Raw genomic sequence first — 24,162 nt, 5'->3', positions numbered from 1 at the left:
GTCGCCATAAGTCAGTTTCTTGAGGCTACCAGCCACCAGTTCGTTGTTGGAGATGCTACTTCGTGGTGATCGGCTGTTTCGATGTGCGTCGAGCGGAATGCGACCTTGCGGACATGGCCGGAATAGCCTGCGATCTCGATCCAGTCGCCTTCCTTGATCGGCCTTTCGATGAGCAGAACAATACCGCTGACGAAGTTCGCGACGACCGACTGCAGGCCAAAGCGCGCCGCCCCGCTGCCGAGGCCACCCGAAGAAGTGAAGGGCGATGTCATCGAACTGGTCGTTCCCAGTGATTTCTTCATGCGAAGATGACGCCCAATGTTCATAGGGGCTAGAGAAAGATATGACCGCCATGATCGATCAAGCTTGCTAAAGCAGATGGCCTGCTCCTGAGAGCGCTAAATTGACCTCTGAATGTCTCGTAAGGGTTGTCAATCTTTCAATCGAGCCAGCGCGACAGCACTTTTCAGGGATGAACCCGGAGGATCCGCAAGTGACGCGCCCACCCAGCCACCATCAACTTGAAGATCACACCCGGTAATGTAGCTGGCCCGTCGAGACACCAAAAAGGCTATTGCCTCTGATACTTCTTCGGAAGTTCCTGAACGAGGAATTGGTGCGGCCTTCAAGGCGTTTCGCGATGTTTCGCTGCGGCCCATCTCCAGACGCCCCATCGGCGTGTCAATGCATCCTGGCGAGATCGAGCAGATGCGGTGTCCCTGACGACCGAACGGTGTCGCAAACCGGCGTGCCATGCGCAGAATCCCGGCCTTGGAAAGCGCGTATGCCATCCCAGGCAATGCCGCTTCCGGACCAATGAGTTCACTCAACCGGGCGGCGAGATCTGGTTTTTCGGGCTGGTCGAGCAAAGCGGCAATGCGCGGGTCTTCAACCGGTGCCGTGTGGGCGGTCATCGAACTTATGAGGATCGCGGCTCCTTCAGCCCGCAGGCGCTGTCTCAGCAGTTCGACAGCGGCCGCGGTCGCCGTGAGATTCACGGCAAGTATGCGCTCGAAACTTCCCATACTTGGCGAGAGGCCCGCCGTCAGTACCAGCGCGTCGATCTCCGGCAGGCCGTTCGCAAAAAGCCCAAGCGCGTGCCTGTCTGCTATGTCCAGGGCAGCTACTTGCGCATTGAAGGCGATGCGCAGTGGCTCTAGTCCTTCGGTCGACAGGTCGGCGAGAATCAGGTCATAGCCTTCGCGGTGGAGGACTTCGGCGGTCGCCCGGCCGATCCCCGAACCGGCGCCGATGATGCAAGCGACAGGTCTGGTCATGTGTGCTCCGGTGCTTGCAGCTGAAGGTCGAGCCGCGTTTTTGAGTGATACCGCAGCGATAGCGCCATCAGCGCGAAGGCGACGGGTACGGCGATTGCGCCGATGATCGCCAGCGATGCCGACAGCGGATGCGCAAAGCCGGTCAGGCGATCGCTCATGTAGCCGGACAGAATCGGCCCCAGCCCCGTGCCGAGCAACGCGGCGGTCATCGCCATGATCGCCATCACCTGCGCGCGAAGGTGGCGCGGGGTGATGTACTGGAAGGTAAGCGAGGAAAGGCTCGTCACGCAGCTAATGAGGAACAGCGCCGCGCCCATCAGCGTCAGTTCGAGATAGAGCGAGGATGTCAGCAGCCCGAAGGCGGCGAGAGGCCAGACGAGTGCGAGTGCGCACAGGATGACTCGCAGAACCGTACCCGCCGGATCCTGTCTTGCGAGGCGGGATACCAGCATCCCGGCCGAAAGCGTCCCCGCCGCTCCGCATATGAGGTAGACGGGGCCGAACAATCGCCCGACTTCCGCCTCGTCGATTCCTTTGGAGCGCATGATCGCGGCGGGGAGCCAGCTGATGTAGCTCGCGAGCAGGATCATCACCGCGGCCATAGCCAGCTGGTAGAGCACGAAAATCTGCCAGTGCCGGCCGAACAGTGCGAAGACCTCGCCGAAGCCGGGCGAGGTTTCCTTCGGCGATGCAGCGGCCTTGCGGTCCACGATCAGGAGCAGCAGCGCTGCGGGTATCAGGCCGAGCGCGCCGACGATCAGGAACACCGCCTGCCATGCGTTGATGCTGCTCAGGATCGGCACCGAGCCGGGTTCGAGACCGTCCGCCCAGGCATAGATCGCCCCGCCTAGGCCGAGCGCAAAGCCGCCGCCGATGAAAGGCGCGAGCGTGTAGAACGAGGTCGCTGTCGCCAGTTGGCGACGATTGAAGCGGTCGGACAGCGTTGCCAGCGCGGCGGGGGTGAGGCCTGCCTCGCCTACCGCCACGCCGATGCGCGCGGCCATCATCTGCCCGAATGTGCCCGCGAAACCGCAGGCCATCGTCATCACGCTCCAGGCCGCGACACATCCGCTCATCACCCGCGAACGGCGCGTGCGGTCGGCCAGCCAGGCCAACGGCAGCGTCGCGGCGACGTAAAAGAGCGAGAAGCTGACGCCCTGGAGCAGTCCGAACCGGGTGTCGTCGATATGCAGCGCCGCCTGGATCGGCGCGATCAGCAGGCTGATGACCTGCCGGTCGAGGTAGCCGATGGTGTAGCAGAACGCGAGCAAGCCAGCGACGAGCCAACTGCGAGCGCTGGCTGGCGGCAGGTCCGCAGGCGCTGGGGAGCCCTCAGGCATCGATGACATATTCTCTCCCGGATGACGCGGCTCGGCGCTTTTTTGGCTTGCTCGAAGTGATTCTATATTGAACAAATGAGCGATAATCAAACATTGATCGCGGCTGCCGGTCCGGCGGAGCGCAGCGGAGGAGAGAGTCCGGATGTTCCGAAGCGTCGCGGAAGCAAGGGAAATCGCGCGTCGGCGCCTGCCACCGGCGGTGTTCCACTACATCGACGGCGGCAAGGAGGACGAGGCCACCGTGCGCGCCAACGAGGCAGCGTTCGCCCGGTGGAATTTCCTGCCCGCCGCCTGCCCTACCGCGACCCGCCCCGATCTTGAGACGACCATTCTGGGCCGCAGATGCGCGATGCCCCTGGCCATCGCCCCAACCGGGTTCGTGCGCATCGTCCATGCCGACGGTGAACTCGGCGCGGCGCGGGCGGCGGCACGCCATGGCCTGCCTATCGCGATCAGCACGTGGGCGAGCGCGCCGGCCGGGGACGTGGTGGCAGCGAACCCGGACTGCTGGTTCCAGCTCTACATGATCGGCGGCCGCGACGGCGCAGGCTATTGCATCGACCTGGCGCGCGAGGCGGGGTGCCGCGTCCTCGTGGTGACGGCGGACATCGCCGGTGTATCGCCCGCAGACCGGATCGCACCGCCGCTGCCCGATCCGGGCGATCCGGCCTCGATCCTGCGCTTCGCTCCTTCGGCGCTGGGCAGGCCGCGCTGGCTATGGTCGCTCCTGCGCGGGGGCCTCGCCATGCCCGCGCCGAATGCGCCCCGGCGGGACGACGGCACGATGCTGCGTGTCGCCGATGCCGGGCGACTGCTGACCCGGACCCCGCTGGGCTGGGATGACTTGCGGTGGGTGCGCAAGCGCTGGTCGGGGCCGCTGGTGCTCAAGGGCGTGATGCGGCCGGGTGACGCGCTCAAGGCGCTGGAGTGCGGGGTCGACGGTATCGTTGTGTCCAACCACGGCGGCAAGGTGCTCGACGGATCGGCAGCGACGCTCGATGCCTTGCCCGCTATTGCCGAGGCGGTGGGCGGGCGCTGCGAAATCCTGCTCGACGGCGGCTTGCGGCGCGGCGCCGATCTCGTGCGTGCCCGCGCGTTTGGGGCGAATGCCGCGCTGATCGGCAGGCCGTGGCTCTGGGGTCTCGCAGCAGGCGGGGAGCATGGTGTCGCGCAAATCCTCGACCTGTTCCGTCGCAGCCTCTCGGCGACATTGGCCAACCTTGATCTGTCGCGGTTCGACGAGGTCGATGGCTCGGTCCTCCGGCTGAACGGCGGTGCGGCCATGCACGAAGCGGGTTGACAGGGAGGGCCCGAATGCTGTCAATGGTCGAATAAGAAACAATAGGGCGATTATCGCCCATATGGAGATAGGGATGGCGCAAGGCCCGGGCGATGACGTCGATCTCGATATCCACGCGGCCGATGCGTATGAGCGCGGCCCGTGCATCTGGAGCCGTCTGCGCGAACGCGACGGGCTCGTCCATTCGCCGCGCCATGGCGGGTTCTACGTCGCTGCCCGGCACGAGGATGCGCTGAAGGTGCTGATGACGCCCGCGGTCTTTGGATCGGGCAAGGGCATTACCCTGCCGCCGCCCGGCGGCATCCGCAGCTTTCACATCCCGGCCGAGATCGACCCGCCGCTTCATGGCGAATATCGTGCGCTGATGCAGCCGCTGCTCGACGGCCCGCATGCCCGCGCGCTGGAGCCCGCCATCGGCGAGATCGCGCGGGGCCTTATCGCACGCATTCCCGATGACGAGCCGTTCGATTTCGTGCGCGTCTTCGCGCGGCCGCTGCCGATCGTGGTCGCGCTCGACATCATGCGGATCGACCGCAGCCATGCCGGCGAACTGGAACAGATGGTCGAGGATCTCCACCACGAAGTCGCCACCGGCACCCCGACCGGTGCGGCCGAGCGGCTCAGGATTTTCGCGGAGGACGTGATCGCGCAGCGCCGCTGGACGCTGAGCGATGCGGATGACGATGTCGTCGCCTCGATCTTGCGCGGGCAGGTGGAGGGGCGGGCTCTTAGCGCGGCGGAGCAGATGTCGATGGTGCGCCAAATCCTCGTCGGCGGCTTCGACACGACCTCGATCGCGCTGGCGACGATGATGAAGTGGCTGGCCGAGAACCCGGACGAGGCCGCACGCTTGCGCGCCGATCCGGTCGCGATCGACGCCGTGAGCGAGGAGATCGTGCGCTTCGCCTCGCCCTCCACGTATTTGCGGCGGGAGGTCATGGTGCCGACCGAACTGGCTGGTACGCCGCTGCAGGTGGGGGACTCCGTGCTCGTCGCCTTCGCCGCAGCCAATCGCGATCCGGCGAAGTTCGCCTGCCCCGAAAGCATCGATGCCAGGCGCAAGCCCAACATGCATGTCGGTTTCGGGGCGGGGCGGCATCGCTGTGTCGGCTCGTTCGTTGCCAAGGCCCAGATGCGCGTGGCCTTTACCGAACTGCTCGACCGTTTCGAGGGCTTCGCTTTGGAGGCCGAGCCGCCGATCACCTATTCAAGCGGGCTGGGGCAGGGCATCATGTCGATGACGATGCGTTTCCACCGGCGCGCGGGTTGACGTCATTTTCGTAATTAGAAGGGAATTTTCGTGCCTGCCATCGATCCCAGCCAGTACCAGTGGATCAAGATCGACAAGAACGACGGCGTCTGCACGCTGACGCTCAACAATCCGCGCCGCAAGAACGCCGTCTCGCGCCCAATGCACCAGGAGATCGAGCGCATCTGGGACGATGTCGACCGCGATGATGACATCCGCGTGGTGATCCTGACCGGGGAGGGCGGCGCGTTCTGCGCGGGCACCGACCTGTCGATGCAGGACGGCGAGAACCAGACGGGCCGGAAGGGCCGCCCGCCGACGAAGAGTGCGCGCCGCCTGTTCTGGAACATGCTCGATGCCGAAAAGCCGATCATCGCCAAGGTGCGCGGGCCCGCTTACGGCGTGGGCGTCAACATCGCGCTCGCCTGCGACATGGTGATCGCGGCGGAAGGCGCGAAGTTCTGCGATTCCCACGTGCGCATGGGCATAGCGCCGGGCGATGGCGGGGTCGCCTTCTTCCCGCTGCTGCTCGGCTTCCACCGGGCGAAGGAGTACCTGATGCTGGGCGAGGCGATCGTCGCCGAGAAGGCGGCCGAGATCGGCCTCATCAACTACTGCGTGCCCGATGCCGAACTGGACGATTTCGTCGATGGCTATGCGCGCCGTCTGGCGGCGGGGCCGCCGCTGGCGATTTCCTACGGCAAAATGTCGGTCAACCTGCTGCTCAAGCAGATGACGGCAGGCGCGTTCGAGACCTCGCTCGCCTACGACCAGCTAACGCTGTTCACCGACGACCAAAAGGAAGGCGCACGCGCGTTCCTGGAAAAGCGCGATCCGGTGTTCAAGGGAAGCTAGGAGCCTTCCACATCGTCATTGCGAGCGTAGCGAAGCAATCCAGAGCCGAGCAATACGCCCTGGGTTGCTTCGCTACGCTCGCAATGACGAATTAGGGGCAGCCCTTCAGGGCAGGGTCTCCGCCAGATAGCGCTGGACGTCGAGCATGGCGGGGAGGATTTCCTCGACCATCCGCTCCTTGCTCCCGCGCGAAGCGTGGAAGCCGACGTTGATCGCGGCGATCGTGCTGCCGGTGCTGTTGATGACCGGCACGCCGATCGACAGCGAATTGGGCGCAACCTCCTGGTCGATGATCGAATAGCCCTGCTCGCGCACCCGCGCGATCTCGGCCATGATATCCTTCACCGAAGTCAGCGTGTGGCCGGTGAGGGGCTGGCGCACGCTGCTTTCGATGGTCTTCTTCGCCGCCTCCACCGGCAGCGCCGCCAGCAGCACTCGGCCGAGCGAAGTGCAGTAGGCGGGCAGGCGGCTGCCCGGATGCAGGCCGGTGCCGACGATGTGATGCTGCGTATCGCGCGCGATGTAGACGATCTCGTGATGGTCGAGTACGGCGGCCGAACAGCTCTCGCCGATGCGGTTGGCCAGTTGCGACAGTGCCGGGCGCAGCAGTTGCGGCAGCGAGGCCGAGAGGTAGGACTGGCCCAACTTCAGGATGCGGGGGTCAGTTCGAAATAGCGGTCGTCGGCGACCGCATAGTCCAGCTCCACCAGCGTCAGCAGGCAGCGGCGGGCCGAAGCACGGTCGAGCCCGCTCAGGCGCGCGACTTCGGCGATCGTCAACCTGTCGCGCCCCTTGCCGAAGGCCTCGATCACGGCGAGACCCTTGGCGAAGCCGCCCATCCGATCGACGTCGCGTACCGGCTTCTTGCCCGTTCCCGCCTCGACCAGTTCTTCTGCGTTGGCGCCCGCCATGTACGTCACCCTTTACCAATCAACTGTGCGATTATTGTACGGTTGGAGGACTTTCGACAAGTCCCGCGTATCACTCTTCCCCACCCAGGATCAGGTCTGCGGCGCGCCAGCCGGCGACCATCGCGGGCGCGTTGGTGTTGCCGGCAGGCATGAACGGGAAGATCGAGGTGTCAACCACGCGCAGTCCCTCGACGCCTCGCACCCGCAGCTGCGGGTCGATGGCAGAGGCAGCGTCGCGGCCCATCCGGCAAGTGCCGCAGGCGTGGTAATTGGTGTAACCGGTGGCGAGATAGGCCGCCTCGATCGCCTCCTCGCTGGCGTGCTCGGGGCCGGGACGGGTCTCGGCCTCGATATAGGCGGCGAGCGGTGCCTGCGCGACGAAGCGGCGGGCGGTCGCGAAGATCGTCGCCACCATCGCGCGGTCCTCGTCATGGGTGACGTAGCAGGGCGCGATATCGGGCAGTGCCTCGGGATCGCGCGAGGCGATGGCGAGACTCCCGCGCGACTTCGGGCGGATCGGGTAGACGCAGATATTGAGGCCGCCCTGATCTTCCACCCTGATCGGCACGGCGCTGAAATCAAAGGTGAACGGCGAGATCAGCAGTTGCATGTCCGGCCGCGCAAGGGCGGGGTCGGACTTGAGCCAGGCGCCCATGTCGTAGGCGCCGCCCGCCATCGGCCCCTTGCGCTTCAGGTAATAGCACAGGACGCTGCGCACGAGGCCGAGGGCTCTAAACTCGCGGTTCTGCGATACCGCATCGGGCACGCGCCACTGGAACACGACGCCGCGATGCTCGAACAGGTTTTCGCCCACGGCCGGATTGTCGTGGACCACCGGCACGCCGATCCGTTCGAGCAGGGCGGCAGGGCCGATGCCCGAGCGCTGCAGGATTGCCGGGCTGGCGAGCGCACCGGCGCTGAGGATCACCTCGCGCCCGGCAGCGAAGCGCAGTTCCTGCCCGTTCCGGCGCGCGATCACACCCACGGTGCGCTTGCCTTCGAACAGTACGCGATCGACGACGACGCCCGTTTCCACCGTCAGGTTCGGGCGGTTCAGCACCGGCAGCAGGAACGCGGTCGCGGCGCTCTGGCGGCGGCCTTTCCAGATCGTGCGCGGGGCATAGCCGATGCGCGGGACGTCGGCGGGATCGTTGACGTCTTCGACTTTGGCGAGGCCCATCGTCGCGCCCGCGTCCAGTACCGCTTCGGTCAGCGTGTTGTGCGTTTCCGGCATCGAGATGCGCAGCGGCCCGGCATCGCCGCGCGTCGCGTCGGGGCCGAGTTCATGGTTTTCCATCCGGCGATAGGCCTCGCCGATGTGGAGCCAGCTCCATTCCGGGCCGGTCAGCGCGGCGAGTTCGTCGAAGTCCGCCGCGCTTCCGCGATTGTAGACCATGCCGTTGACCGAACTCGATCCGCCCAGAACCCGGCCGCGTGCCCAGAATTCGGCGGTGTCGTTCGATCCGCGCTCGGGCCGGGTCATGAACGGCCAGATATAGCGCATGTTCGCCATGATCTTGGCGAGGCCGCGCGGCATGGCGATGAAGGGGTGCTTGTCGCTGCCGCCCGCCTCCAGCAGCAGCACGCGGACTTTCGGGTCTTCGCTCAGGCGGTTGGCGAGGACGCAGCCCGAAGAGCCTGCGCCGACGATGATGTAGTCGTAGCCGTCGAGCGTAGTCATGACGTGGTGATGGTCCTCTCGTGGCGTACTTCGTCGAACAGGGAGAGCATGTTCGCTTCGGAGCGCATGGTGTCCTTTCCTGCCGCGGCATCGCGCAGGAACTGCATGTGAAGGTCGAATGTAAGCGGCTGCGCGGCTGCACGGGTCATCATCGTCGTCGCCAGCGCCTCGGCGCGGGGCAGCAGAGCTTCGGGCGCGACCACTTCGTTGACGAGCCCCCAGGCGAGCGCGGTGGCAGCGTCGATCGGTTCTCCGGTCAGCATCATCTGTGCCGCGCGCTGAGTGCCAACGGCGCGCACCAGCAGCGATGCGCCGCCCCAGCGCGGGAAGAAGCCGACCTTGCAATGCGTATCGGCAAAGCACGCGGCTGGGGTGGCGATCGCCATAGTGCAGGACAGCGCCATTTCCAGCGCGCCGGTCAGGCAGGGCCCGTCGATCGCGGCGATCACAGGCTTGCCGAGCGAGCGCAACGCGGCGGCCGGGTCGGGCTTGACCGGAGCGGCGCCGTCCGGCCGGTCCTTGAGGTCCACTCCGGCACTGAAGCAGCCCTGCGCGCCGGTCAGGATGACGGCGCCGATTCCGGTGTCCTCGGCCGTCCGGGCCATCAGAGCGGCGAAATCGCGGCGCATCGCGCGCGTCATCGCGTTGCGCGCGGCTGGTCGGTTGAGTGTTATGCGACGGATGCCGTCGCGATCTTTGACCAGAATCGGCGCTTCGGGGTCAGGCATGCGCGGCCGCCTTGGCCATGTCGGGAAGCGCACAGGCTTCGGCATATTCGCGGCGCAGGCGTGTGACGAGGGTGGCGACATCGGGCACGTCGCCGATCAGGTCGATGCCCTGGCCTGCACTCCACAAGTCACGCCAGGGGCGGATGTCCTCGGGCAGATGCGCGTAGCTGCGCGTCGCGGGAGGGAGTGTCTCGGGCGCGATGCCCCGGTTTTCCAGAGAGGGACGCAGCCAGTTGGCGGGGACGCCGGTGATCGCAGGGGTATAGGCGAGGTCGGCCGAGGCATGCTCGACCAGCATCGCCTTGTACGCGGGCGGGGCGCTGGATTCCTGCGTGGCGATGAAACGCGTGCCGAGGTAGACGAGATCCGCGCCCAGCACTTCGGCGGCTCGGATCGCCGCGCCGGAGGAGACGGCGCCCGCGAACACGATCAGCCCGTCCCACATCGCCCGGACGCGCGGCAGGAAGGCCAGCGCGTTGAGCGTGCCCGAATGCCCGCCGCCGCCGCTGCCGATGCATACCAGCCCGTCGACGCCCGCCGCGATGGCCTTTTCGGCGAAGCGCAAGTTGGTGACGTCGTGCAGGATCGTGCCGCCGTGGTCGTGGATGGCCTTGGCGATCTCGGCGGGGTTGCCGAGGGCGGTGATGAAATGCGTGATTCCGCGCGCGATGCACAGGCGGATGTCGGGGAGCGTTTCCTCCAGGGGACGGCTGGCGATGATGTTGGCGGCGACCGGGCCGATGCGCGCTTCGGGATGGCGTTCGCGGTGGATGGAGAGGTCGCGGTGGAGGTCTTCCAGCCACTGCGCGAATTCTTCGCGGGTGCGGGCATTGTGGCGCGGCAATCCGGCCATTATCCCGGCCTTGGCGGCGGCGCCGACCAGTTCCGGTCCGGAGACCAGCATCATCGGCGCGCAGATTGCCGGCAGCACCAGGCGGGCACGGATGTCGGATGCCAGCGTCAAGACCCTCTCCTTGATTATCGTGCGTTATTCGCTCGATTGGTCACTTATTGCACCTTTTGTCGTCTTGAGGCAATCAGCGTCAAGCAGATCATCGACTTGGGAGACGACAATGAGCGCAGCGACGGCACAGACCGCGCACCTAACGGCACACAACGGCACCATAGCGGTACTTACGGTAGCCAATCCGCCGGTCAACGCGCTCAGCCACCATGTTCGCGTGGCGCTGTGCGAGGGCGTCGATCAGGTGCTTGCGAACAGATCGATCCGGGCGCTGATCATCCTGTGCGCGGGGCGGACGTTCTTCGCGGGGGCCGACGTCAAGGAACTGAACCGCCCGATCGAACCGCCGCTCTTGGGCGATGTCATGGCCGCGTTCGAGGCGTCCGGCAAACCGGTGATCGCGGCGATGCACGGCACGGCGCTGGGCGGCGGGTTCGAGCTGGCGCTGGCGGCGCATTTCCGCGTGGCGGTGCCCTCGACCACGGTGGGCCTGCCCGAAGTGGCGCTCGGCCTGCTGCCGGGGGCGGGGGACGCAGCGGGTGCCGCGGATCGTCGGCGTCGAGGCGGCGGTGGAGATGATCGCGCTGGGCCGCAAGGTCGGCGCGGCGGAGGCGCTCGAACTCGGCCTGATCGATGCGGTGGTGGAGGAGGGCAGGCTGGAGGAGCAGGCGGTCGCCTTCGCCGAGCAGGTGCTGCGCGAAGGCCGTCCGCTGCGGCGGGTGCGCGATGTAGCGATGAACGGCGATGCGGCTGAGATCGAAAGCATCTTCGCGGCCTTCCGTGCTCGCAACCCGGAATTGTTCGTGGGGCTGAAGGCGCCGGAGGGCGCGTTGCAGGCGATCGAGGCCGCTGCGACGCTGCCTTTCGAGGAAGGCATTGTGCGCGAACGCGATATTGCCCGCGCGCTGACGGCCAGCCCGGAATCGGCGGCCCAGCGCCACCTGTTCTTCGCCGAGCGCGCCGCCGCGAAGCTGCCGGGAGCGGAAGCCGTGAAGCCCCGCGCGCTGGCATGCGTCACGCTGCAGGGCGAGGTGGACGACCGCCTGCTGCGGCTCGGTCTGCCGGAGGGACAGGACGCGGTGATCCTGTGCGACGCGGCTGGACTCGACGCGCCGTCGGAACCTGACCTCTCGCACGTGGTCGGACTATCGATCGGCGAGGGGATGTGGGAGATTGCCGTCGCTGACCGGACCGCGCCGGAAGTAGCGCTGGGCGTCATGGCGATGCTGCGCAGCAAAGGCGTGCAGGCGATCTTCGTCACGCCCGGCGCGGAGCGTGTGGCCGATCGGCTTTCGGCGGCGCTGGCGCGGGCGGTCGATCGCCTGCTGGCCGAGGGCAGGACATGGCCGACATCGTCGCCTCCGCGCGGGACTACGGCTTCGGACCCGAGGCGATCCCCGGCGAGGGCGGTGGCGCGGTGGACGCGGGAATCGTCGAGGCGCTGGTCACGGCTGGGGTGGCCGAAGCCCGGGCGCTCGTCGCCGAGGGGCGGGTGATGCGGGCCTCCGATATCGACGTTGCGGCGGTGAAGACCGGGCTCTGGCCGCTGTGGCGCGGCGGCCCTGCATTCGTCGGCGGGGTGTGAGGATCGGGATCGTCTCGGACGTCCATTGCCAGCACGATGCGCTGGCGATGGCGGCCGCGCGGATGGGCGCGATCGACCGGCTGATCTGCGCCGGGGACGTGATCGACCAGAGCCGGTTCTGCAGTCGCACCGTCGCTCTGCTGCAGGCGCTGGGCGCGGAGACGATCCTTGGCAACCACGACCTTGCCTTCCTTTCGGGCGAAGGTGCGCGCGGTCGTATCGATGCGGTGACGGGAGCGTGGCTGGCCGGGCGGCCGGAGGAACTGCGCCTCGATCTGGGCGGCCTGAGGGTACGTGTCGTTCATGCGACGCCGTGGGCGGGCGACTTTGCCTACGTCACCCCCGCGCACCCGCGCTTCGCCGGGTTCGAGGAGGAGGGAACCGACGTGCTGATCTACGGGCACACGCATGTGCCGGTGGTGCGGCGTCTGGGCGGAACGCTGGTGATAAACCCCGGCTCGGTCGGCGAGGGCCGCCCCGAGCCGCGCGGGTTCGTGCGTAGCTGCGCGGTGCTCGATACCGCGACGGGCGAGGCGCGGATCATCGATCTCGATTGATGGTGATGCCGCGCGTCCCTCGTCATTGCGAGCGCAGCGAAGCAATCCAGGGCAGTATGAGGCCGCTCTGGATTGCTTCGCTGCGCTCGCAATGACGAGGGGTGGGGACGGCGCACGCCGACGCCGCACGCTGCGGCGGCGACGCGGGTTGGAGGCGAGGGGGCTTAACTGTGCCTGCGCCCCTACCGCAGCTTCTCCAGCACCTTGTGCCGCTCGGCGTATTTCGCGCGCACGGTGGTCTTGTCGATCTTGCCCGAGGGCAGGCGCGGGAACGGTTCGGGCTCGATGGCGACGTAGCGCGGCACCTTGTAGCTCGCCAGCGCCTCGCGGCAGTGGCGGATCACGGCGGCCGGTTCGATGCCCTCCGCCGCCGGGCCGTGGACGATGGCGAGCGGCGCCTCGCCGAAGTCGTCGTCGGGCACGGCCATGACGACCGCTTCCTCGACCTCGGCCATCTCGCAGATCGCGCCTTCGACTTCCATCGCCGAGACGTTGAGGCCGCCGGTGATGATGATGTCCTTGATCCGGTCGATGAAGGTGAGGTTGCCGCGCGCATCCAGCATGCCGCGATCGCCGGTGTGCAGCCAGCCGTCCCTGAAGGTGGCGGCGGTCTGCTCGGGATCGTTCCAGTAGCCGGTGGCGAGCGCGTCGCTTGCGATCAGGATCTCGCCGGCCTCGCCCGGATCGGCGGGCGAACCGTCCGCGCGCACGACCTTGAAGCGCGAGAACATCGCGCCAGGGCCGCACTTTTCGGGTGCGGCCACCACCGTCTCGTCCCGCGCGGCCCAGGCGCCGCCCGCTTCGGTGGAGCCGTAGGCCTGCCGCAGCACCACGCCTTTGTCGCGGTAGCGTTCGAGGAGGGCCGGGTTCACCCGCGCCCCGCTGATCTGCGCGAAGGCGATCGAGGACAAGTCCGCGCTTTCGAATTCCGGCAGCGCGGCGATGCGCTCGAAGAAGATGGTGGAGGCGAGGAACGTGGTGATCCGGTGATCGCGTAGCAGCCGTAGCGCGCTCTCGGGGAGAAGCGGCTTTCGGAATAGACCGTCGCGCCCACGGCAAGGAACTGCAGCATGCACAGCGTGCCCGACGCGGAACTGTAGGGGCCGGTGACCAGCGCGCCGCCGCCGTGGCCGGTCGCGGGCTGCATCAGCACGAATTCGGCGGCGTAAGTCATCGTCGCACCGTGGCTGTAGATCACGCCCTTGGGAAAGCCGGTGGAGCCGCTGGTGCCGATGATGAACAGCGGGTCTTCGGCGCGCGCCTCGAAAGTGGGCGCGTGGGGTTCGGGCGCGCCGCGCAGTTCGCGCACGATGGCGAGGGGCACGTGGCGCATGCCCGGTGCCAGCGCTTCGCCGACCACGCCCGCCCGGTCGGCGTCGCTGAAGACGAGCGCCGGGTGGGTGATCCCGAACGACTTCGCCAGATCGCGCGCGCTGGCGCGGAAGCTGAGGGCGCGGCGATCGCGCCCGACAGCACGGTGCCGACGATCAGCACCGCGTAGTCGAGCGCATTGTTCGCCACCATCGCGACGCGGTCGCCCGGCCGCACGCCCTGTTCGCCGAGGAACGCGGCGATGCGCGAGGCCCAGGCGTGGAGTTCGCCGAAGGTCAGCGTCTCGCCGTCGTAATGCAGCGCCAGCGCTTCTGGCTTGTCGCGGGCCCACCATTTGAGCGCGCGTTCGATCGTGACGGCCATCAGAGCGTCTCCTCGCTGCCGAGCAGGGCGGTGCTGCTCATGATGTCGCCGGGGCCGCCGGTGACGAGCGACAGCTTCGCATCCGGCACCGGGTTGGTCGAGGTGCCGCGGATCTGGCGCACCGCCTCGGGGATCAGGCCCATGCCGTGGATGAACCCTTCGCCGAGGTCGCCGCCCGAGGTGTTTATCGGCAGACGGCCGGTGGGCGCGATGAGGTTGTCGAGGGTGCAGAATTCGCCCGCTTCCTCGAAGCTGAAGAAGCCGTGGTCGATCATCGAGCCGATGCCCATCGCGTTCATGTTCATGTAGACCTGCGCGACGTCGACGTCCTTCGGGCCATAGCCCGATTCCCGCCACATGCGGTCGGCCAGTTCCTTCTGGCCCGCCGTGGCATAGTAGGGACGCCAGTTCTCCTCCAGCGCGCCGCCGCCCTCCATGGTGCCCATCGGTGCGGAGAGGACGTAGGCGGGCTTCTGCTTCAAGTCCTTCGCCCGCTCGGCCGAGACGAGGATGACGCAGGCGGCGCCGTCGTTCTCGCGCGAGCAGTCGAACAGGCGATAGGGTTCGGAGATCATCCGCGCATTGGCGTAGACCTCGTCGGTGATCTCGATGTTGCGGCCATAGGCGTGGGGGTTGTTGTGCGCGTGGTAGTAGGAGGCCTGCGTCGTCGCCAGCAGGGCGGATTGCGGGACGCCGTGGTACTCCATCAGCCGCTGCGCGCGCAGGGCAAGGATCTGCGCGGGGAATCGAGGCCGTTCACCAGATACTGCGCCGAAGTGTCGTTCTGCGCCACCATCACCCGCAGGCGCTGGCTGCTGGTCTCGGCCATCGAGCGATAGACGGCGACGATCTCGGCCTGACCGGATAGGATTGCCATCGCGGCGAGGTTCAGCGTGGCGGGAAGGGCGCCGCCGTGGAACCAGACCAGCGAGGAGAAGGAGCACTCGCGCGTGCCCAGCGCCGGCATCAGCTTGGGCGCGTCGCTGCGTTCCGAGGCGTAGGAGACGAAGCCGTCGATGTCGCGCACGTCGATCCCGGCGTCCTCGGCGGCGGCGGTGATCGCCCGCAGCGCCAGCTTGAGTTCGGGTTCCGGCGAGGTGCCGCGCTTGTAATAGGGGTCTGGCCGATCCCGACGATTGCCGCCGCGCCGCGCATCCTGCTCACGATTTGCTCTCCACGATTGTCCTCATGATCCGTCGCTCGAAGGGGCGCGCCTAGCGCACCAGTTCCCATTCGATGGCGGGGTAGTGCTTGGTCTTCGCGCTGGGCGGGCGGATGTGGCCGCGCACCTGCGCACCGATGGCAAGGCCGCTCTCGTCGCCGGTGAGGACGCCCATCACCCGCGCGCCGTCGGCACCGGGCAGTTCGACCACCAGCGTCACGTAAGGCACGTCGTCCTTGCGCTCCAGCACGCGGTCGAAGGCGTAGCGGCTGCGGGTGTAGGTGAAGACGGTGCCCTGCGGCTCGACGTCGGTCCAGGCGAAGTCCCACGATCCGCACTGGCCGCAGCGGTGGTGTGCGGGCCAGGTCCAGCCCTTGCAGCCGGTGCAGCGCGGCAGTTGCAGCTTGCCGTCTTCCAGCGCGCGCCAGAATCCGTCGTCGGCCTCGATCGCGCCGATGATCTTATGCTGCTCGAAACTGTACCCCATCCGTCTCTCCGTGGCCCGTCGCGGCTTGCGTAACGGCATGTCGATTTGTACGACTATGTAACAAGAGTGCGATTTACGACAAGGAGTCCGACTTGGCAATCCCCGCTGCACCTTCCGTCCTGCCCGATGATCGCCCGTGGCTGCCGACCGACAACGGCGGCCCCTTCACCGATCACAGCGCCACCTTCTATTATGCATGGGAGGCCAATGGGGAGCGCGAGGACCGCACCGTTCCGCCGCGCTTCGGCTTCCGCGTCGAGCCGGTCCACTGCAATTTGCGCCCGACCTGCCACGGCGGGATGCTGGCGACGTTCGTGGACGTGGTCATGGCCAAGGCGATCATCCTTACCGGGCCGCCGCGCACTTCGGTGCCGACGGTCAATCTCTCCATCGACTACCTCGCGCCCGCCCCGCTGGGCGCGTGGGTCGAGGCCATTGTGCGCATCGACCGGCTGACGTCCACCCTCGCGTTCACCCACGTCACGCTCCATGTCGGCGAGACGATGATCCTGCGGGCGAGCGCGGTCTACCGGATTTATCCCTCGGAGCGCGCGCTGTGAAAATTTCCACAAGTGCTTTGCAATTGCTTGAATGAACGTTATTCGAGCATACGAGCGAATAACGCACTATCTATAATCTTGGGACGGGCTGAGCGGCAATGAGCGAAGCACAGCGAAGGGCGGCGGTTCTGGGCGCCTCCGAGGAAGGCGGCACCGGCTGGTGCATCGCCGAGACGCTGGCGGCGCAAGGCTGCCACGTCACGGTGGGCGCGCGGCAGATCGAGGGGCTGACGAAGCTGGCGGCGCAGATTTCCGGCACGCCCGCCCGGTGCGATGCCACCGTGGAGAACGAGGTCGAGGCCTTCGTCGCGACGGCAGCGGGCGAAGGGCAGCTCGACTGCGCGGTGCTGGTTGCCGGGGCGGGCATCCGGGGCACGATCGACACCATGAGGCCTGAGGACTTCGAGCACTGCATGAAGCTCAACTTCCATTCCGCCGTGCATTTCCTGCGCCATACCGCGCGGCGGATGAAGGAGGATGGCGCGATCGTACTGATGAGTTCGATCGCGGCGACCAATCCGTGGAAAGGCTACTTCGCCTATGGCGCCGCCAAGGCCGCATTGCAGACGCTGGTGAAATACGCCGCGATCGAGTTCGCCGACCGCCGTATCAGGGTGAACGCGGTGTGTCCGGGGCCGATCTCCACACCGGCGGCGCGCTACCTCGTCGATCATCCGCGCGCCGGGGCCGTGGTTGCGCATGAAGTGCCGCTCGGCCGCGTCGCCGGACCGCAGGACGTGGCCGACGCGGTCGCGTGGCTCTGTACCGCGCCGGGCTGGATCACCGGGGAGACCATCCACACCGATGGCGGCATGTCGCTGCGCCGACCGCCCGACATCGACGCCATCGCCGCGGCCTTCGCCGCACAGGACTGAACGAGAGAAGGAATGCCATGGAACTGAACGGACTGACCGCGGTGGTGACCGGCGGGGCGAGCGGCCTCGGCGAAGCCACCGCCCGCGCCCTGGCGGCGCAGGGCGCCCGGGTCGCGATCTTCGACCTCAACGCCGAGAAGGGCGAGGCACTGGCCGCCGAACTGGGCGGCGCGTTCGCACAAGTCGACATCACCAGCGACGAAAGCGTCGCCGCCGGCTTCGCCGCTTCGCGCGGCGCGCTGGGACAGGAGCGGGTGCTGGTCAACTGCGCCGGGCGCGGCAACACCTTCAAGACCGTGCAGCGCGCCCGCGACACCGGGGAGATCAGCACGTTCCCGATTGCCGAGTTCGAGCGCATCGTGATGCTCAACCTCGTCGGCACCTTCCGCTGCATCACCGCTTCGGCGGCGGGCATGCTGACGCTGGACCCGGCCAATGCCGACGGGGAGCGCGGGGTGATCGTCAACACCGCCTCGGTCGCGGCGACCGACGGGCAGGCGGGGCAGGCGGCCTATGCCTCTTCCAAGGCGGGGATCGTCGGGCTTACCTTGCCGATCGCGCGCGATCTTCGGCGCGAGGGCATCCGCGTGAACACCATCTTGCCGGGCATCATGGATACCCCGCTGTTCGCCACCGCCCGCCCCGAACTGCGCCAGCAGCTGGGCGACAGCGTGCCGTTCCCGCGCCGCATGGGCCTCCCGGCGGAATTCGCCAGCCTCGCGGTTGAGATGTGCCGCAACGCCTACTTCAACGGCGAGCACGTACGGCTCGACGGCGCGATACGGATGTAACGGAGAGAGATGATGACGGAAGCCTGGATCATCGATGCGGTGCGCACCCCGCGCGGGCTCGGCAAGACCGAAGGCGCGCTGGCCTCGCTGCACCCGCAGCAGCTCTACTCGCAGCTCCTGACCGCACTGGTCGAGCGCACCGGCATCGATCCGGCGGCGATCGACGACGTTATCGCCGGGGTCAACACCCAGCAGGGCAAGCAGGGCCTCAACCTCGCGCGGATGGCCGTGCTCGATGCAGGGTTTCCGGCGACGGTGCCGGGCTTCTCGCTCGACCGGTTCTGCGGCTCGGGCCTGACCGCGCTGACGCTGGCCGCCATGGGCGTGCAGTCCGGCGCGCAGCAGGTGGTGATCGGCGGCGGTGTCGAGCAGATGTCGCATGCCCGTACCCTGTCGCGCGAATTCATGCTCGATTCGGGCAACATGGGCCTGCGCAAGCGCATCCCGCAGCCGCACCAGGGCATCTGCGCCGACCTGATCGCCACGCTGGAAGGCTTCACCCGCGAGGAGCTCGACGCGGTCGCACTCGCCAGCCAGCAGCGCGCCGACCGGGCGATCCGCGAAGGCCGTTTCGACCGCTCGCTGATCGCAGTCCGGGGCGAGGATGGTGAAGTCCTGCTCGACCGCGAGCAGTACCCCCGCCCGCAGACCACCGCCGAGGGGCTGGCGAACCTCAAGGCCGCCTTCGAACCCTTCTTCGACCGCGCCATCGACGCCGAGGGCACGACTTACGGCGATCTCGTGCGCGGGGCCTATCCCGATGCCGCGATCCACTACATGCACACCGCCGCGACGAGTTCGGGCGTAGTGGACGGCGCGGGCGCGCTGCTCGTCGTCTCGCCGGACTATGCCAGAGCGCATGGCCTGAAGCCGCGCGCGCGCATTCGCGCCAGCGCGACAGTGGGCGACGATCCGACGCTGATGCTCAACGGCCCGGTCCCCGCCGCGCGCAAGGCGCTGGCGCTGGCGGGCATGGAAGTGGGCGATGTCGACCTGTTCGAAGTCAACGAAGCCTTCGCGGTCGTCCCGCTCAAGTTCACCCGCGACCTTGGCCTGGATCCGGAGGTCGTCAACGTCAACGGCGGCGCCATGGCGCTCGGCCATCCGATCGGCGCGACCGGCGCGATCCTTGCGGGCACGCTGCTCGACGAACTGGAGCGGCAGGACAAGACCGTCGGCCTCGTCACCATGTGCGCGGCGGGTGGACTTGCCCCGGCGGTCGTGATCGAGCGCATCTGATTTCCTCTCCGAGCTTGTCTCGGGGAGGTGGCGCCGCTGAAGGCGGTGACGAAGGGGATTTGCCCGGCGTCTCCCCTCCACCACCCGCTAGCGCGGGCGGTCCCCCTCCCCGAGACAAGCTCGGGGAGGAATTTGCCGGCAACCAAACTTCATCTTTCCAGCTTCAGGCAGGATGGCGATGCCGTGCGCGCCGCGAAGTTACGTGGCAGCGCCTACCGGGTGTGCAGAGCAACCATATTGTGCGTAAATCGACCATAAGAACGATAAACGCACAATATTTGCCTTTTCAGGGTGCCTGTAGTTGACAGGCTCATGTAAGTGGCTCAATGGTTCTATATGGAACATCGGGGCGTTATTCGCACGATATGCCCTTGGCGCGAAGTGAAGCGAATGCGCTTCAATGCTTGCGCGGGGGTCTGGGGAGGACGTCGCAGCGCTCATGCTGGAAGAACTGCAAAGACTTGAGCCGTTCCGCGCCGAAGTGCGCGGCTGGCTGGCGGCGAACCTGCCGTCCGACTGGCGCCGCCGCATGCTCGGCGCCAGCGAGGCGGATCACGTCGCGTTCCAGGAATGGTGGTTCGGCAAGCTCATGGCGGCGGGCTACGGAGCGCCGCACTGGCCCGCAGAATGGGGCGGCAGCGGCTTCAGCTTCGCGCAGCAGATCGTCCTTTACGAAGAGATCGCCCGCGCGGGCGCGCCGCGCCTGATCCATTACTTCGTCGCGCTGCACCACGTCCCCGGCACGCTCCTGCACTGGGGCACGCACGCCCAGCGCGAGCGGCACCTGCCTGCCGTGCTCTCGGGCAAGGAAATCTGGTGCCAGGGCTTCTCCGAGCCGAACGCCGGTTCCGACCTCGCCTCGCTGCGCACCCGCGCGGTGCGCGACGGGGACCATTACGTCGTCAACGGGCAGAAGACCTGGTCGTCGAACGCGCACCACGCGCAGTTCTGCCTGCTGCTGGCGCGCACCGATCCGGCGGCGTCCAAGTCGCGCGGGATTTCGTACTTCATCCTCGACATGAAGACGCCGGGCATCACCTTGCGTCCGATCAAGCAGATGACCGGCGCGTCGCATTTCAACGAGATATTCCTCGACGACGTGCGCATCCCGGCCGAGAATCTCGTCGGGCCGGAGAACGAGGGCTGGAAAGTGGCGCAGTCCACGCTTTCGTCCGAGCGCGGGTTGTCGATCCTCGAACTGGCCGAGCGGATGAAGCAGGGCTTCGCGCTGCTGCTTGCCGATGCGCGGGTTCCCGGTCCTGACGGCGTACCTTACGACGACGCGGAGACCCGCCGCCGTCTCGTCGACATCCATGTGCGGATCGAGGCGCTGCGGGTGCTGGTCAACAACCAGCTCGGCGCGGTGCTGCGCGGCGAGGCGCTCGGCGTCGCGCCCTCGATCGTCAAGCTCTACTATTCGGACCTGCTGCGCGACTTCACCCGCTTGGGCGCCTCGATCCGCGGGATCGAGTCGCAGCATCTGGAGGACGTGCTCATGGGTGGCCCCAACGAGACCGGCTACTGGATGCAGGACTATCTCTATTCGTGGGCGTGGACGATCTCGGGCGGCAGCTCGGAGATCCAGCGCAACATCATCGCCGAACGCGGCCTGGGGCTTCCCCGGGAACCGGCGGCGGCCTGACCTGTACTCGAGAGGCGAAAGACACACACGCAGATGGAATTCGGATGGACCCCCGAGCAGGAAGACTACCGCCGCCGCGTGCGCCAGGCGCTGGACGAACTGCTGCCCGAGGACTGGGACGAGGTCTACGTGCCGCAGAGCTATGCGTCTGACCTCCAGGTCGATTTCTCGCGCGAGTTCTGCGCTGGCCTCGCCGAGCGCGGCCTGCTGGTGCCGCACTGGCCGCGCGAGTTCGGCGGCTCCGACAGTCCCGACTGGAACCACTTCATCCTCGGCGAGGAAATGAAGGCGGCGGGCGAGCCGCGCGGCGCGCAGTACATGAACGTCAACTGGATCGGCCCGACGCTGATGCGCTACGGCACCGAGGCGCAGAAGGAGCGCCACGTGAAGGGCATCGCCGGCGGCAAGGTGATCTGGTGCCAGGGCTTTTCCGAGCCGAACGCGGGCACCGACCTTGCCGCACTGCGCACCCGGGCGGAGCTTGACGGCGATCACTACGTCGTCAACGGCTCGAAGATCTGGACGTCCTATGCGCGGCGCGCGGACTGGTGCTTCCTGCTGACGCGGACCGGGCCGGGCAAGAAGGACATCACCATCCTGCTGGTGCCGATGGACACCCCAGGCATCTCCGTCACCAGCTATCCGGGCGTCATCAAGTTCGGGCACCTCAACGAAGTCTACTTCACCGACGTGCGCGTGCCGGTGGAGAACCGAGTCGGCGCCGAGGGGCAGGCGTGGGAGATCGTCAGCCACGCCCTCGCGTTCGAGCGTGTGGGCGTGCCGCGCTATCACACCGGGCTGGATGCGCTCGATCGGGTGGTGGAACGGCTCAAGGCCGAAGGGCGGTGGGACGACGATCCGGTGGTGCGGGCGCGGGCCGGGCGGCTGGTCGCCCAGTTCGAATCCGCGCGGATGCTGACCTATCTCGTCGTCGACCAGCGCGTGAAGCGGGCGCCGCCGAGCACCGATTCCAACCTCGCGCGGGTCATCGCGCTGGCGGCGGTGAACGAGATGATGGACTTCATCGCCGAATATGCGCCCGAAGCGCTGACCGGCGGCGACCTGCTGCTGGAGGATTACTACCGCATCAACATTCCGGCGGGGATCACCGGCGGCACCAACGAGATACAGATGGACCTCGTGGCCCAGCGCGGCCTCGGGCTCCCGCGGGGGTAGGCACAGGCATCATGGATTTTGAACTGTCGGAAGACCAGCACGCGCTGGTCTCGGCCTTGCAGGCCATTCTGGAGGACCATTCGCAGATCCCGCAGTCCGCGCGGTTCGACAGCCACTGGTGCGATACGGACCTGCAGGCGCAACTGGAGGACATGGGCTTCCTCGATGCGGCGCGCGAAATCGGCGGGCTGGAGGGCGCGCTGGTGGTCTACGAGACGGCGCGGGTGATCGGCGCGGTCGAGACGATCGGGCGCGGCCTCGTCGCCCCGATCGCCTGTCCGGGGCTGGAGCTTTCCGGCCCGGTGGCGCTGGCGCGGCGTGACGGGCTGCACCTCGCGATCCGCAACCTGCCGATCGCGCGCATGCTGCTGATCGAGGATGGCGCGGATGTGCTGGTTCTCGATCTGGCCGACGGCGTTGTAGAGCCGGTGGAGACGATCCTCGCCTATCCCTATGGCCGCTTCGCCGCGCCGCCCGTACTGGACGACGCGCGGCGCTTCGTCGGAGCGGGCGAGGCGATGCGCAAGTGGTGGCGCGTGGGCCTCGCCGCCGAGATCGCCGGGGCCGCGAGCGCCGCGATCGACTTCACCGTGGACTACGTGCGCACCCGCAAGGCTTTCGGACGGCCGATCGGCGCGTTCCAGTCGGTCCAGCACCGGCTTGTGCAGCGCCACGGCTATGCCAAGGCAGCGTATTACCTTGCGATGCGCGCGGCGTGGAGCGGGACGGCCAGCGATGCGCAAGTCGCCGCCTGCCACGCGCAGTCGGGGCTGAAGGAACTGCTGTTCGACCTCCACCAGTTCAACGGCGGCATGGGCATGACCAACGAGCATCTGCTGCACTTCTGGATCTACCGCGCCCGCGCGCTTCAGGCCGAGGCGGGCGGTCCGACCCGGGCGGCGCTGGCCATCGCGGCGGCGCGGTGGGATGATGGATTGAGCGAACCTGAGGAACGGCATCTGAGCATGGCCCGGTCATGAGCGACACCATCGAACCGAACGAACTGCGCGACAGCGTCCGCGAAGTCCTTGCCGACCATCGCGGCGACAGCTGGGCGATCCCCGGCGAGGAAGGGCGTGGGCTGGACCATGCGCTGTGGGCGCAGATGGCGCAGCTTGGCTGGCTGGCGCTCGGCGTGCCGGAGGACGACGGCGGGCTGGGCCTCGGTATCGCGCATCTGGCGGTGCTCTACGAGGAACTGGGACGCGAGCTGGCCTCGGTCCCGGCGCTCTCCACGCTGGCAGTGGCGGGCCTGCTGGGGGCGCATCCTGACGCAGCGGATCGTGAGGGCCACCTTGCTGCCATCGCTGAGGGCACCTGCCTTGCCGCACTGGCGCTGCCCGCATCGCATAGCGCGCTGACGCAGGAGGGGGCAAGGTCTCCGGCTCGCTGCGGAACGTACCGTTCGCCGATGTCGCCGATCTGCTCGCGGTGCCGGTGCGTGCCGGGCCTGACCTCGTGCTCGCCTTGATCCCGGTAGTGGCCGAGGGCGTGCATGTCGCCGCGCGGCCGCTGGTGGACCTCACCCGCAGCAGCGCCGAGGTGGAATTCGCCGCCGTCTCTCTGGTGGGCTGCACTGTGCTGCCTCTTTCCGCCGTCGAATGGTCGGCGCTGGAGGACCACGCCGCCATCGCGACCGCGGCCGATGCGGTGGGGCTTGCCGGCGGGCTGTTCGAGATCACGCTGGACTACCTCAAGACGCGCGAGCAGTTCGGGCGGGCGATCGGCTCGTTCCAGGCGCTCAAGGCGCGGATGGCGGACTGGAAGGCGAAGCTGGAAGCCGCCACCGCGCTGGTGCGCCACGCCGCCGCGCAGGTGGAGGCGGGTGACGCTGGCGCCGCCGCCTCGGGCGCGCGGGCCTATGCCGTCGAGATCGCCGCCGGGTTCGCCGAGGATGCGGTGCAACTGCATGGCGGCATCGGCTTCACCTGGGAGCACCCCTGCCACCTGTTCCTCAAGCGCGCCAAGCTGAACGAACAGCTTTACGGCAGCCCCACCTATCACAAGGAGCGCGTCGCCCGCCTCGCATTCGCGCCGCACGACGCTCCCGCCCGCGCCGAACCGGCGCCTCTGTTGCAAGCCTGAGAG

26 protein-coding genes and 3 pseudogenes are annotated in these 24,162 nt (G+C 67.5%); 15 read left to right on the top strand and 14 right to left on the bottom strand.

What is annotated here, in order from left to right; all coding sequences use genetic code 11:
• Positions 1 to 11: 11 nt before the first annotated feature.
• The 3 genes from KZO24_RS22505 to KZO24_RS22495 form a co-directional block, all read right to left on the bottom strand.
• Positions 12 to 272, bottom strand: coding sequence for a mechanosensitive ion channel domain-containing protein (locus KZO24_RS22505; protein WP_486487247.1), 261 nt, complete (start codon positions 270 to 272; stop codon positions 12 to 14).
• Positions 273 to 431: 159 nt separating this feature from the next.
• Positions 432 to 1,277 carry an SDR family NAD(P)-dependent oxidoreductase gene (locus tag KZO24_RS22500; protein ID WP_271181331.1) on the bottom strand — a complete coding sequence of 282 codons (846 nt, stop codon included), beginning with the start codon at positions 1,275 to 1,277 and terminating at the stop codon, positions 432 to 434.
• On the bottom strand, positions 1,274 to 2,617 hold the full coding sequence (locus KZO24_RS22495) for an MFS transporter (RefSeq protein ID WP_486487246.1): 1,344 nt from the start codon (positions 2,615 to 2,617) through the stop codon (positions 1,274 to 1,276). Before KZO24_RS22495 ends, KZO24_RS22500 begins: the two co-directional genes overlap by 4 nt.
• Positions 2,618 to 2,759: 142 nt before the next feature.
• Between KZO24_RS22495 and KZO24_RS22490 the strand changes: the two genes are divergently transcribed.
• From KZO24_RS22490 to KZO24_RS22480, 3 genes are all read left to right on the top strand, one after another.
• Positions 2,760 to 3,917: an alpha-hydroxy acid oxidase gene (locus KZO24_RS22490; protein ID WP_271181329.1), complete on the top strand. Its 1,158-nt coding sequence runs from the start codon at positions 2,760 to 2,762 to the stop codon at positions 3,915 to 3,917.
• A 73-nt stretch (positions 3,918 to 3,990) separates the two neighbouring features.
• Positions 3,991 to 5,187 carry a cytochrome P450 gene (locus tag KZO24_RS22485; protein ID WP_271181328.1) on the top strand — a complete coding sequence of 399 codons (1,197 nt, stop codon included), beginning with the start codon at positions 3,991 to 3,993 and terminating at the stop codon, positions 5,185 to 5,187.
• Between the two features lie 30 nt (positions 5,188 to 5,217).
• Complete coding sequence (locus tag KZO24_RS22480) at positions 5,218 to 6,021, top strand: enoyl-CoA hydratase/isomerase family protein (RefSeq protein ID WP_271181327.1); 804 nt, start codon at positions 5,218 to 5,220, stop codon at positions 6,019 to 6,021.
• 105 nt (positions 6,022 to 6,126) lie between these two features.
• On the opposite strand, the gene KZO24_RS22475 is transcribed toward KZO24_RS22480, so the two are convergent.
• The 5 genes from KZO24_RS22475 to KZO24_RS22455 form a co-directional block, all read right to left on the bottom strand.
• Complete coding sequence (locus tag KZO24_RS22475) at positions 6,127 to 6,666, bottom strand: IclR family transcriptional regulator domain-containing protein (protein ID WP_486487245.1); 540 nt, start codon at positions 6,664 to 6,666, stop codon at positions 6,127 to 6,129.
• A gap of 2 nt (positions 6,667 to 6,668) precedes the next feature.
• Complete coding sequence (locus KZO24_RS22470) at positions 6,669 to 6,932, bottom strand: helix-turn-helix domain-containing protein (RefSeq protein ID WP_486487244.1); 264 nt, start codon at positions 6,930 to 6,932, stop codon at positions 6,669 to 6,671.
• A gap of 70 nt (positions 6,933 to 7,002) precedes the next feature.
• Positions 7,003 to 8,613 carry a GMC family oxidoreductase gene (locus KZO24_RS22465; RefSeq protein WP_486487243.1) on the bottom strand — a complete coding sequence of 537 codons (1,611 nt, stop codon included), beginning with the start codon at positions 8,611 to 8,613 and terminating at the stop codon, positions 7,003 to 7,005.
• Positions 8,610 to 9,341 (bottom strand): enoyl-CoA hydratase/isomerase family protein, encoded by a 732-nt coding sequence (locus tag KZO24_RS22460; RefSeq protein ID WP_271181324.1) that lies wholly within the window; start codon positions 9,339 to 9,341, stop codon positions 8,610 to 8,612. Before KZO24_RS22460 ends, KZO24_RS22465 begins: the two co-directional genes overlap by 4 nt.
• Positions 9,334 to 10,305: an NAD(P)H-dependent flavin oxidoreductase gene (locus KZO24_RS22455; RefSeq protein WP_271181323.1), complete on the bottom strand. Its 972-nt coding sequence runs from the start codon at positions 10,303 to 10,305 to the stop codon at positions 9,334 to 9,336. Before KZO24_RS22455 ends, KZO24_RS22460 begins: the two co-directional genes overlap by 8 nt.
• Here KZO24_RS22455 and KZO24_RS22450 point away from each other — a divergent pair.
• Together KZO24_RS22450 and KZO24_RS22445 are read left to right on the top strand one after the other, a co-directional pair.
• Positions 10,286 to 11,801 (top strand): annotated as a pseudogene (locus KZO24_RS22450) (enoyl-CoA hydratase/isomerase family protein). The gene KZO24_RS22455 and the pseudogene KZO24_RS22450 overlap by 20 nt on opposite strands.
• Before the next feature lie 85 nt (positions 11,802 to 11,886).
• Positions 11,887 to 12,447, top strand: coding sequence for a metallophosphoesterase family protein (locus tag KZO24_RS22445; RefSeq protein ID WP_271181321.1), 561 nt, complete (start codon positions 11,887 to 11,889; stop codon positions 12,445 to 12,447).
• A gap of 182 nt (positions 12,448 to 12,629) precedes the next feature.
• Here the strand turns inward: KZO24_RS22445 and KZO24_RS22440 are convergent, their stop codons facing one another.
• Both KZO24_RS22440 and KZO24_RS22435 read right to left on the bottom strand, forming a co-directional pair.
• Positions 12,630 to 13,523 (bottom strand): class I adenylate-forming enzyme family protein, encoded by an 894-nt coding sequence (locus KZO24_RS22440; RefSeq protein WP_486487242.1) that lies wholly within the window; start codon positions 13,521 to 13,523, stop codon positions 12,630 to 12,632.
• A 41-nt stretch (positions 13,524 to 13,564) separates the two neighbouring features.
• A pseudogene (locus KZO24_RS22435) lies at positions 13,565 to 13,780 on the bottom strand (AMP-binding protein); the annotation flags it as partial.
• On the opposite strand from KZO24_RS22435, the gene KZO24_RS22430 reads away from it, so the two are divergent.
• Complete coding sequence (locus KZO24_RS22430; protein WP_486487772.1) at positions 13,772 to 13,948, top strand: hypothetical protein; 177 nt, start codon at positions 13,772 to 13,774, stop codon at positions 13,946 to 13,948. The pseudogene KZO24_RS22435 and the gene KZO24_RS22430 overlap by 9 nt on opposite strands.
• A gap of 8 nt (positions 13,949 to 13,956) precedes the next feature.
• Here the strand turns inward: KZO24_RS22430 and KZO24_RS22425 are convergent.
• From KZO24_RS22425 to KZO24_RS22410, 4 genes and pseudogenes are all read right to left on the bottom strand, one after another.
• Positions 13,957 to 14,142: pseudogene (locus KZO24_RS22425) on the bottom strand (AMP-binding protein); the annotation flags it as partial.
• Positions 14,142 to 14,849 (bottom strand): thiolase C-terminal domain-containing protein, encoded by a 708-nt coding sequence (locus KZO24_RS22420; RefSeq protein WP_486487241.1) that lies wholly within the window; start codon positions 14,847 to 14,849, stop codon positions 14,142 to 14,144. The gene KZO24_RS22420 and the pseudogene KZO24_RS22425, both read right to left, overlap by 1 nt.
• Positions 14,849 to 15,169: a hypothetical protein gene (locus tag KZO24_RS22415; protein ID WP_486487240.1), complete on the bottom strand. Its 321-nt coding sequence runs from the start codon at positions 15,167 to 15,169 to the stop codon at positions 14,849 to 14,851. Before KZO24_RS22415 ends, KZO24_RS22420 begins: the two co-directional genes overlap by 1 nt.
• Before the next feature lie 187 nt (positions 15,170 to 15,356).
• Positions 15,357 to 15,791: a Zn-ribbon domain-containing OB-fold protein gene (locus tag KZO24_RS22410; RefSeq protein WP_271181319.1), complete on the bottom strand. Its 435-nt coding sequence runs from the start codon at positions 15,789 to 15,791 to the stop codon at positions 15,357 to 15,359.
• Between the two features lie 92 nt (positions 15,792 to 15,883).
• Here KZO24_RS22410 and KZO24_RS22405 point away from each other — a divergent pair, with 92 nt between their 5' ends.
• The 9 genes from KZO24_RS22405 (at position 15,884) to KZO24_RS22365 (ending at position 24,159) form a co-directional block, all read left to right on the top strand.
• Complete coding sequence (locus KZO24_RS22405) at positions 15,884 to 16,351, top strand: PaaI family thioesterase (RefSeq protein ID WP_486487239.1); 468 nt, start codon at positions 15,884 to 15,886, stop codon at positions 16,349 to 16,351.
• A gap of 98 nt (positions 16,352 to 16,449) precedes the next feature.
• A complete protein-coding gene (locus KZO24_RS22400) occupies positions 16,450 to 17,226 on the top strand; it encodes an SDR family oxidoreductase (RefSeq protein WP_486487238.1) in 777 nt (258 codons plus the stop codon).
• 17 nt (positions 17,227 to 17,243) lie between these two features.
• Positions 17,244 to 18,017: an SDR family NAD(P)-dependent oxidoreductase gene (locus tag KZO24_RS22395; protein ID WP_271181316.1), complete on the top strand. Its 774-nt coding sequence runs from the start codon at positions 17,244 to 17,246 to the stop codon at positions 18,015 to 18,017.
• A gap of 12 nt (positions 18,018 to 18,029) precedes the next feature.
• Entirely contained in the window at positions 18,030 to 19,256 is a 1,227-nt protein-coding gene (locus KZO24_RS22390; protein ID WP_271181315.1) for an acetyl-CoA C-acetyltransferase, read from the top strand.
• Between the two features lie 439 nt (positions 19,257 to 19,695).
• Positions 19,696 to 20,898 (top strand): acyl-CoA dehydrogenase family protein, encoded by a 1,203-nt coding sequence (locus KZO24_RS22385; protein ID WP_271181314.1) that lies wholly within the window; start codon positions 19,696 to 19,698, stop codon positions 20,896 to 20,898.
• 33 nt (positions 20,899 to 20,931) lie between these two features.
• Positions 20,932 to 22,074 carry an acyl-CoA dehydrogenase family protein gene (locus KZO24_RS22380; protein WP_271181313.1) on the top strand — a complete coding sequence of 381 codons (1,143 nt, stop codon included), beginning with the start codon at positions 20,932 to 20,934 and terminating at the stop codon, positions 22,072 to 22,074.
• A gap of 11 nt (positions 22,075 to 22,085) precedes the next feature.
• A complete protein-coding gene (locus KZO24_RS22375; protein WP_271181312.1) occupies positions 22,086 to 23,054 on the top strand; it encodes an acyl-CoA dehydrogenase family protein in 969 nt (322 codons plus the stop codon).
• Positions 23,051 to 23,545: an acyl-CoA dehydrogenase family protein gene (locus KZO24_RS22370; protein ID WP_486487237.1), complete on the top strand. Its 495-nt coding sequence runs from the start codon at positions 23,051 to 23,053 to the stop codon at positions 23,543 to 23,545. The genes KZO24_RS22375 and KZO24_RS22370 overlap by 4 nt, the downstream gene beginning before the upstream one ends.
• Positions 23,533 to 24,159: an acyl-CoA dehydrogenase family protein gene (locus KZO24_RS22365; protein WP_486487236.1), complete on the top strand. Its 627-nt coding sequence runs from the start codon at positions 23,533 to 23,535 to the stop codon at positions 24,157 to 24,159. Before KZO24_RS22370 ends, KZO24_RS22365 begins: the two co-directional genes overlap by 13 nt.
• Positions 24,160 to 24,162: the final 3 nt, after the last annotated feature.

Source organism: Novosphingobium sp. NFX11 (assembly GCF_057376415.1).
Note: the sequence above shows the minus strand (reverse complement) of the source record. Positions and strands in the feature narration are given on the sequence as shown.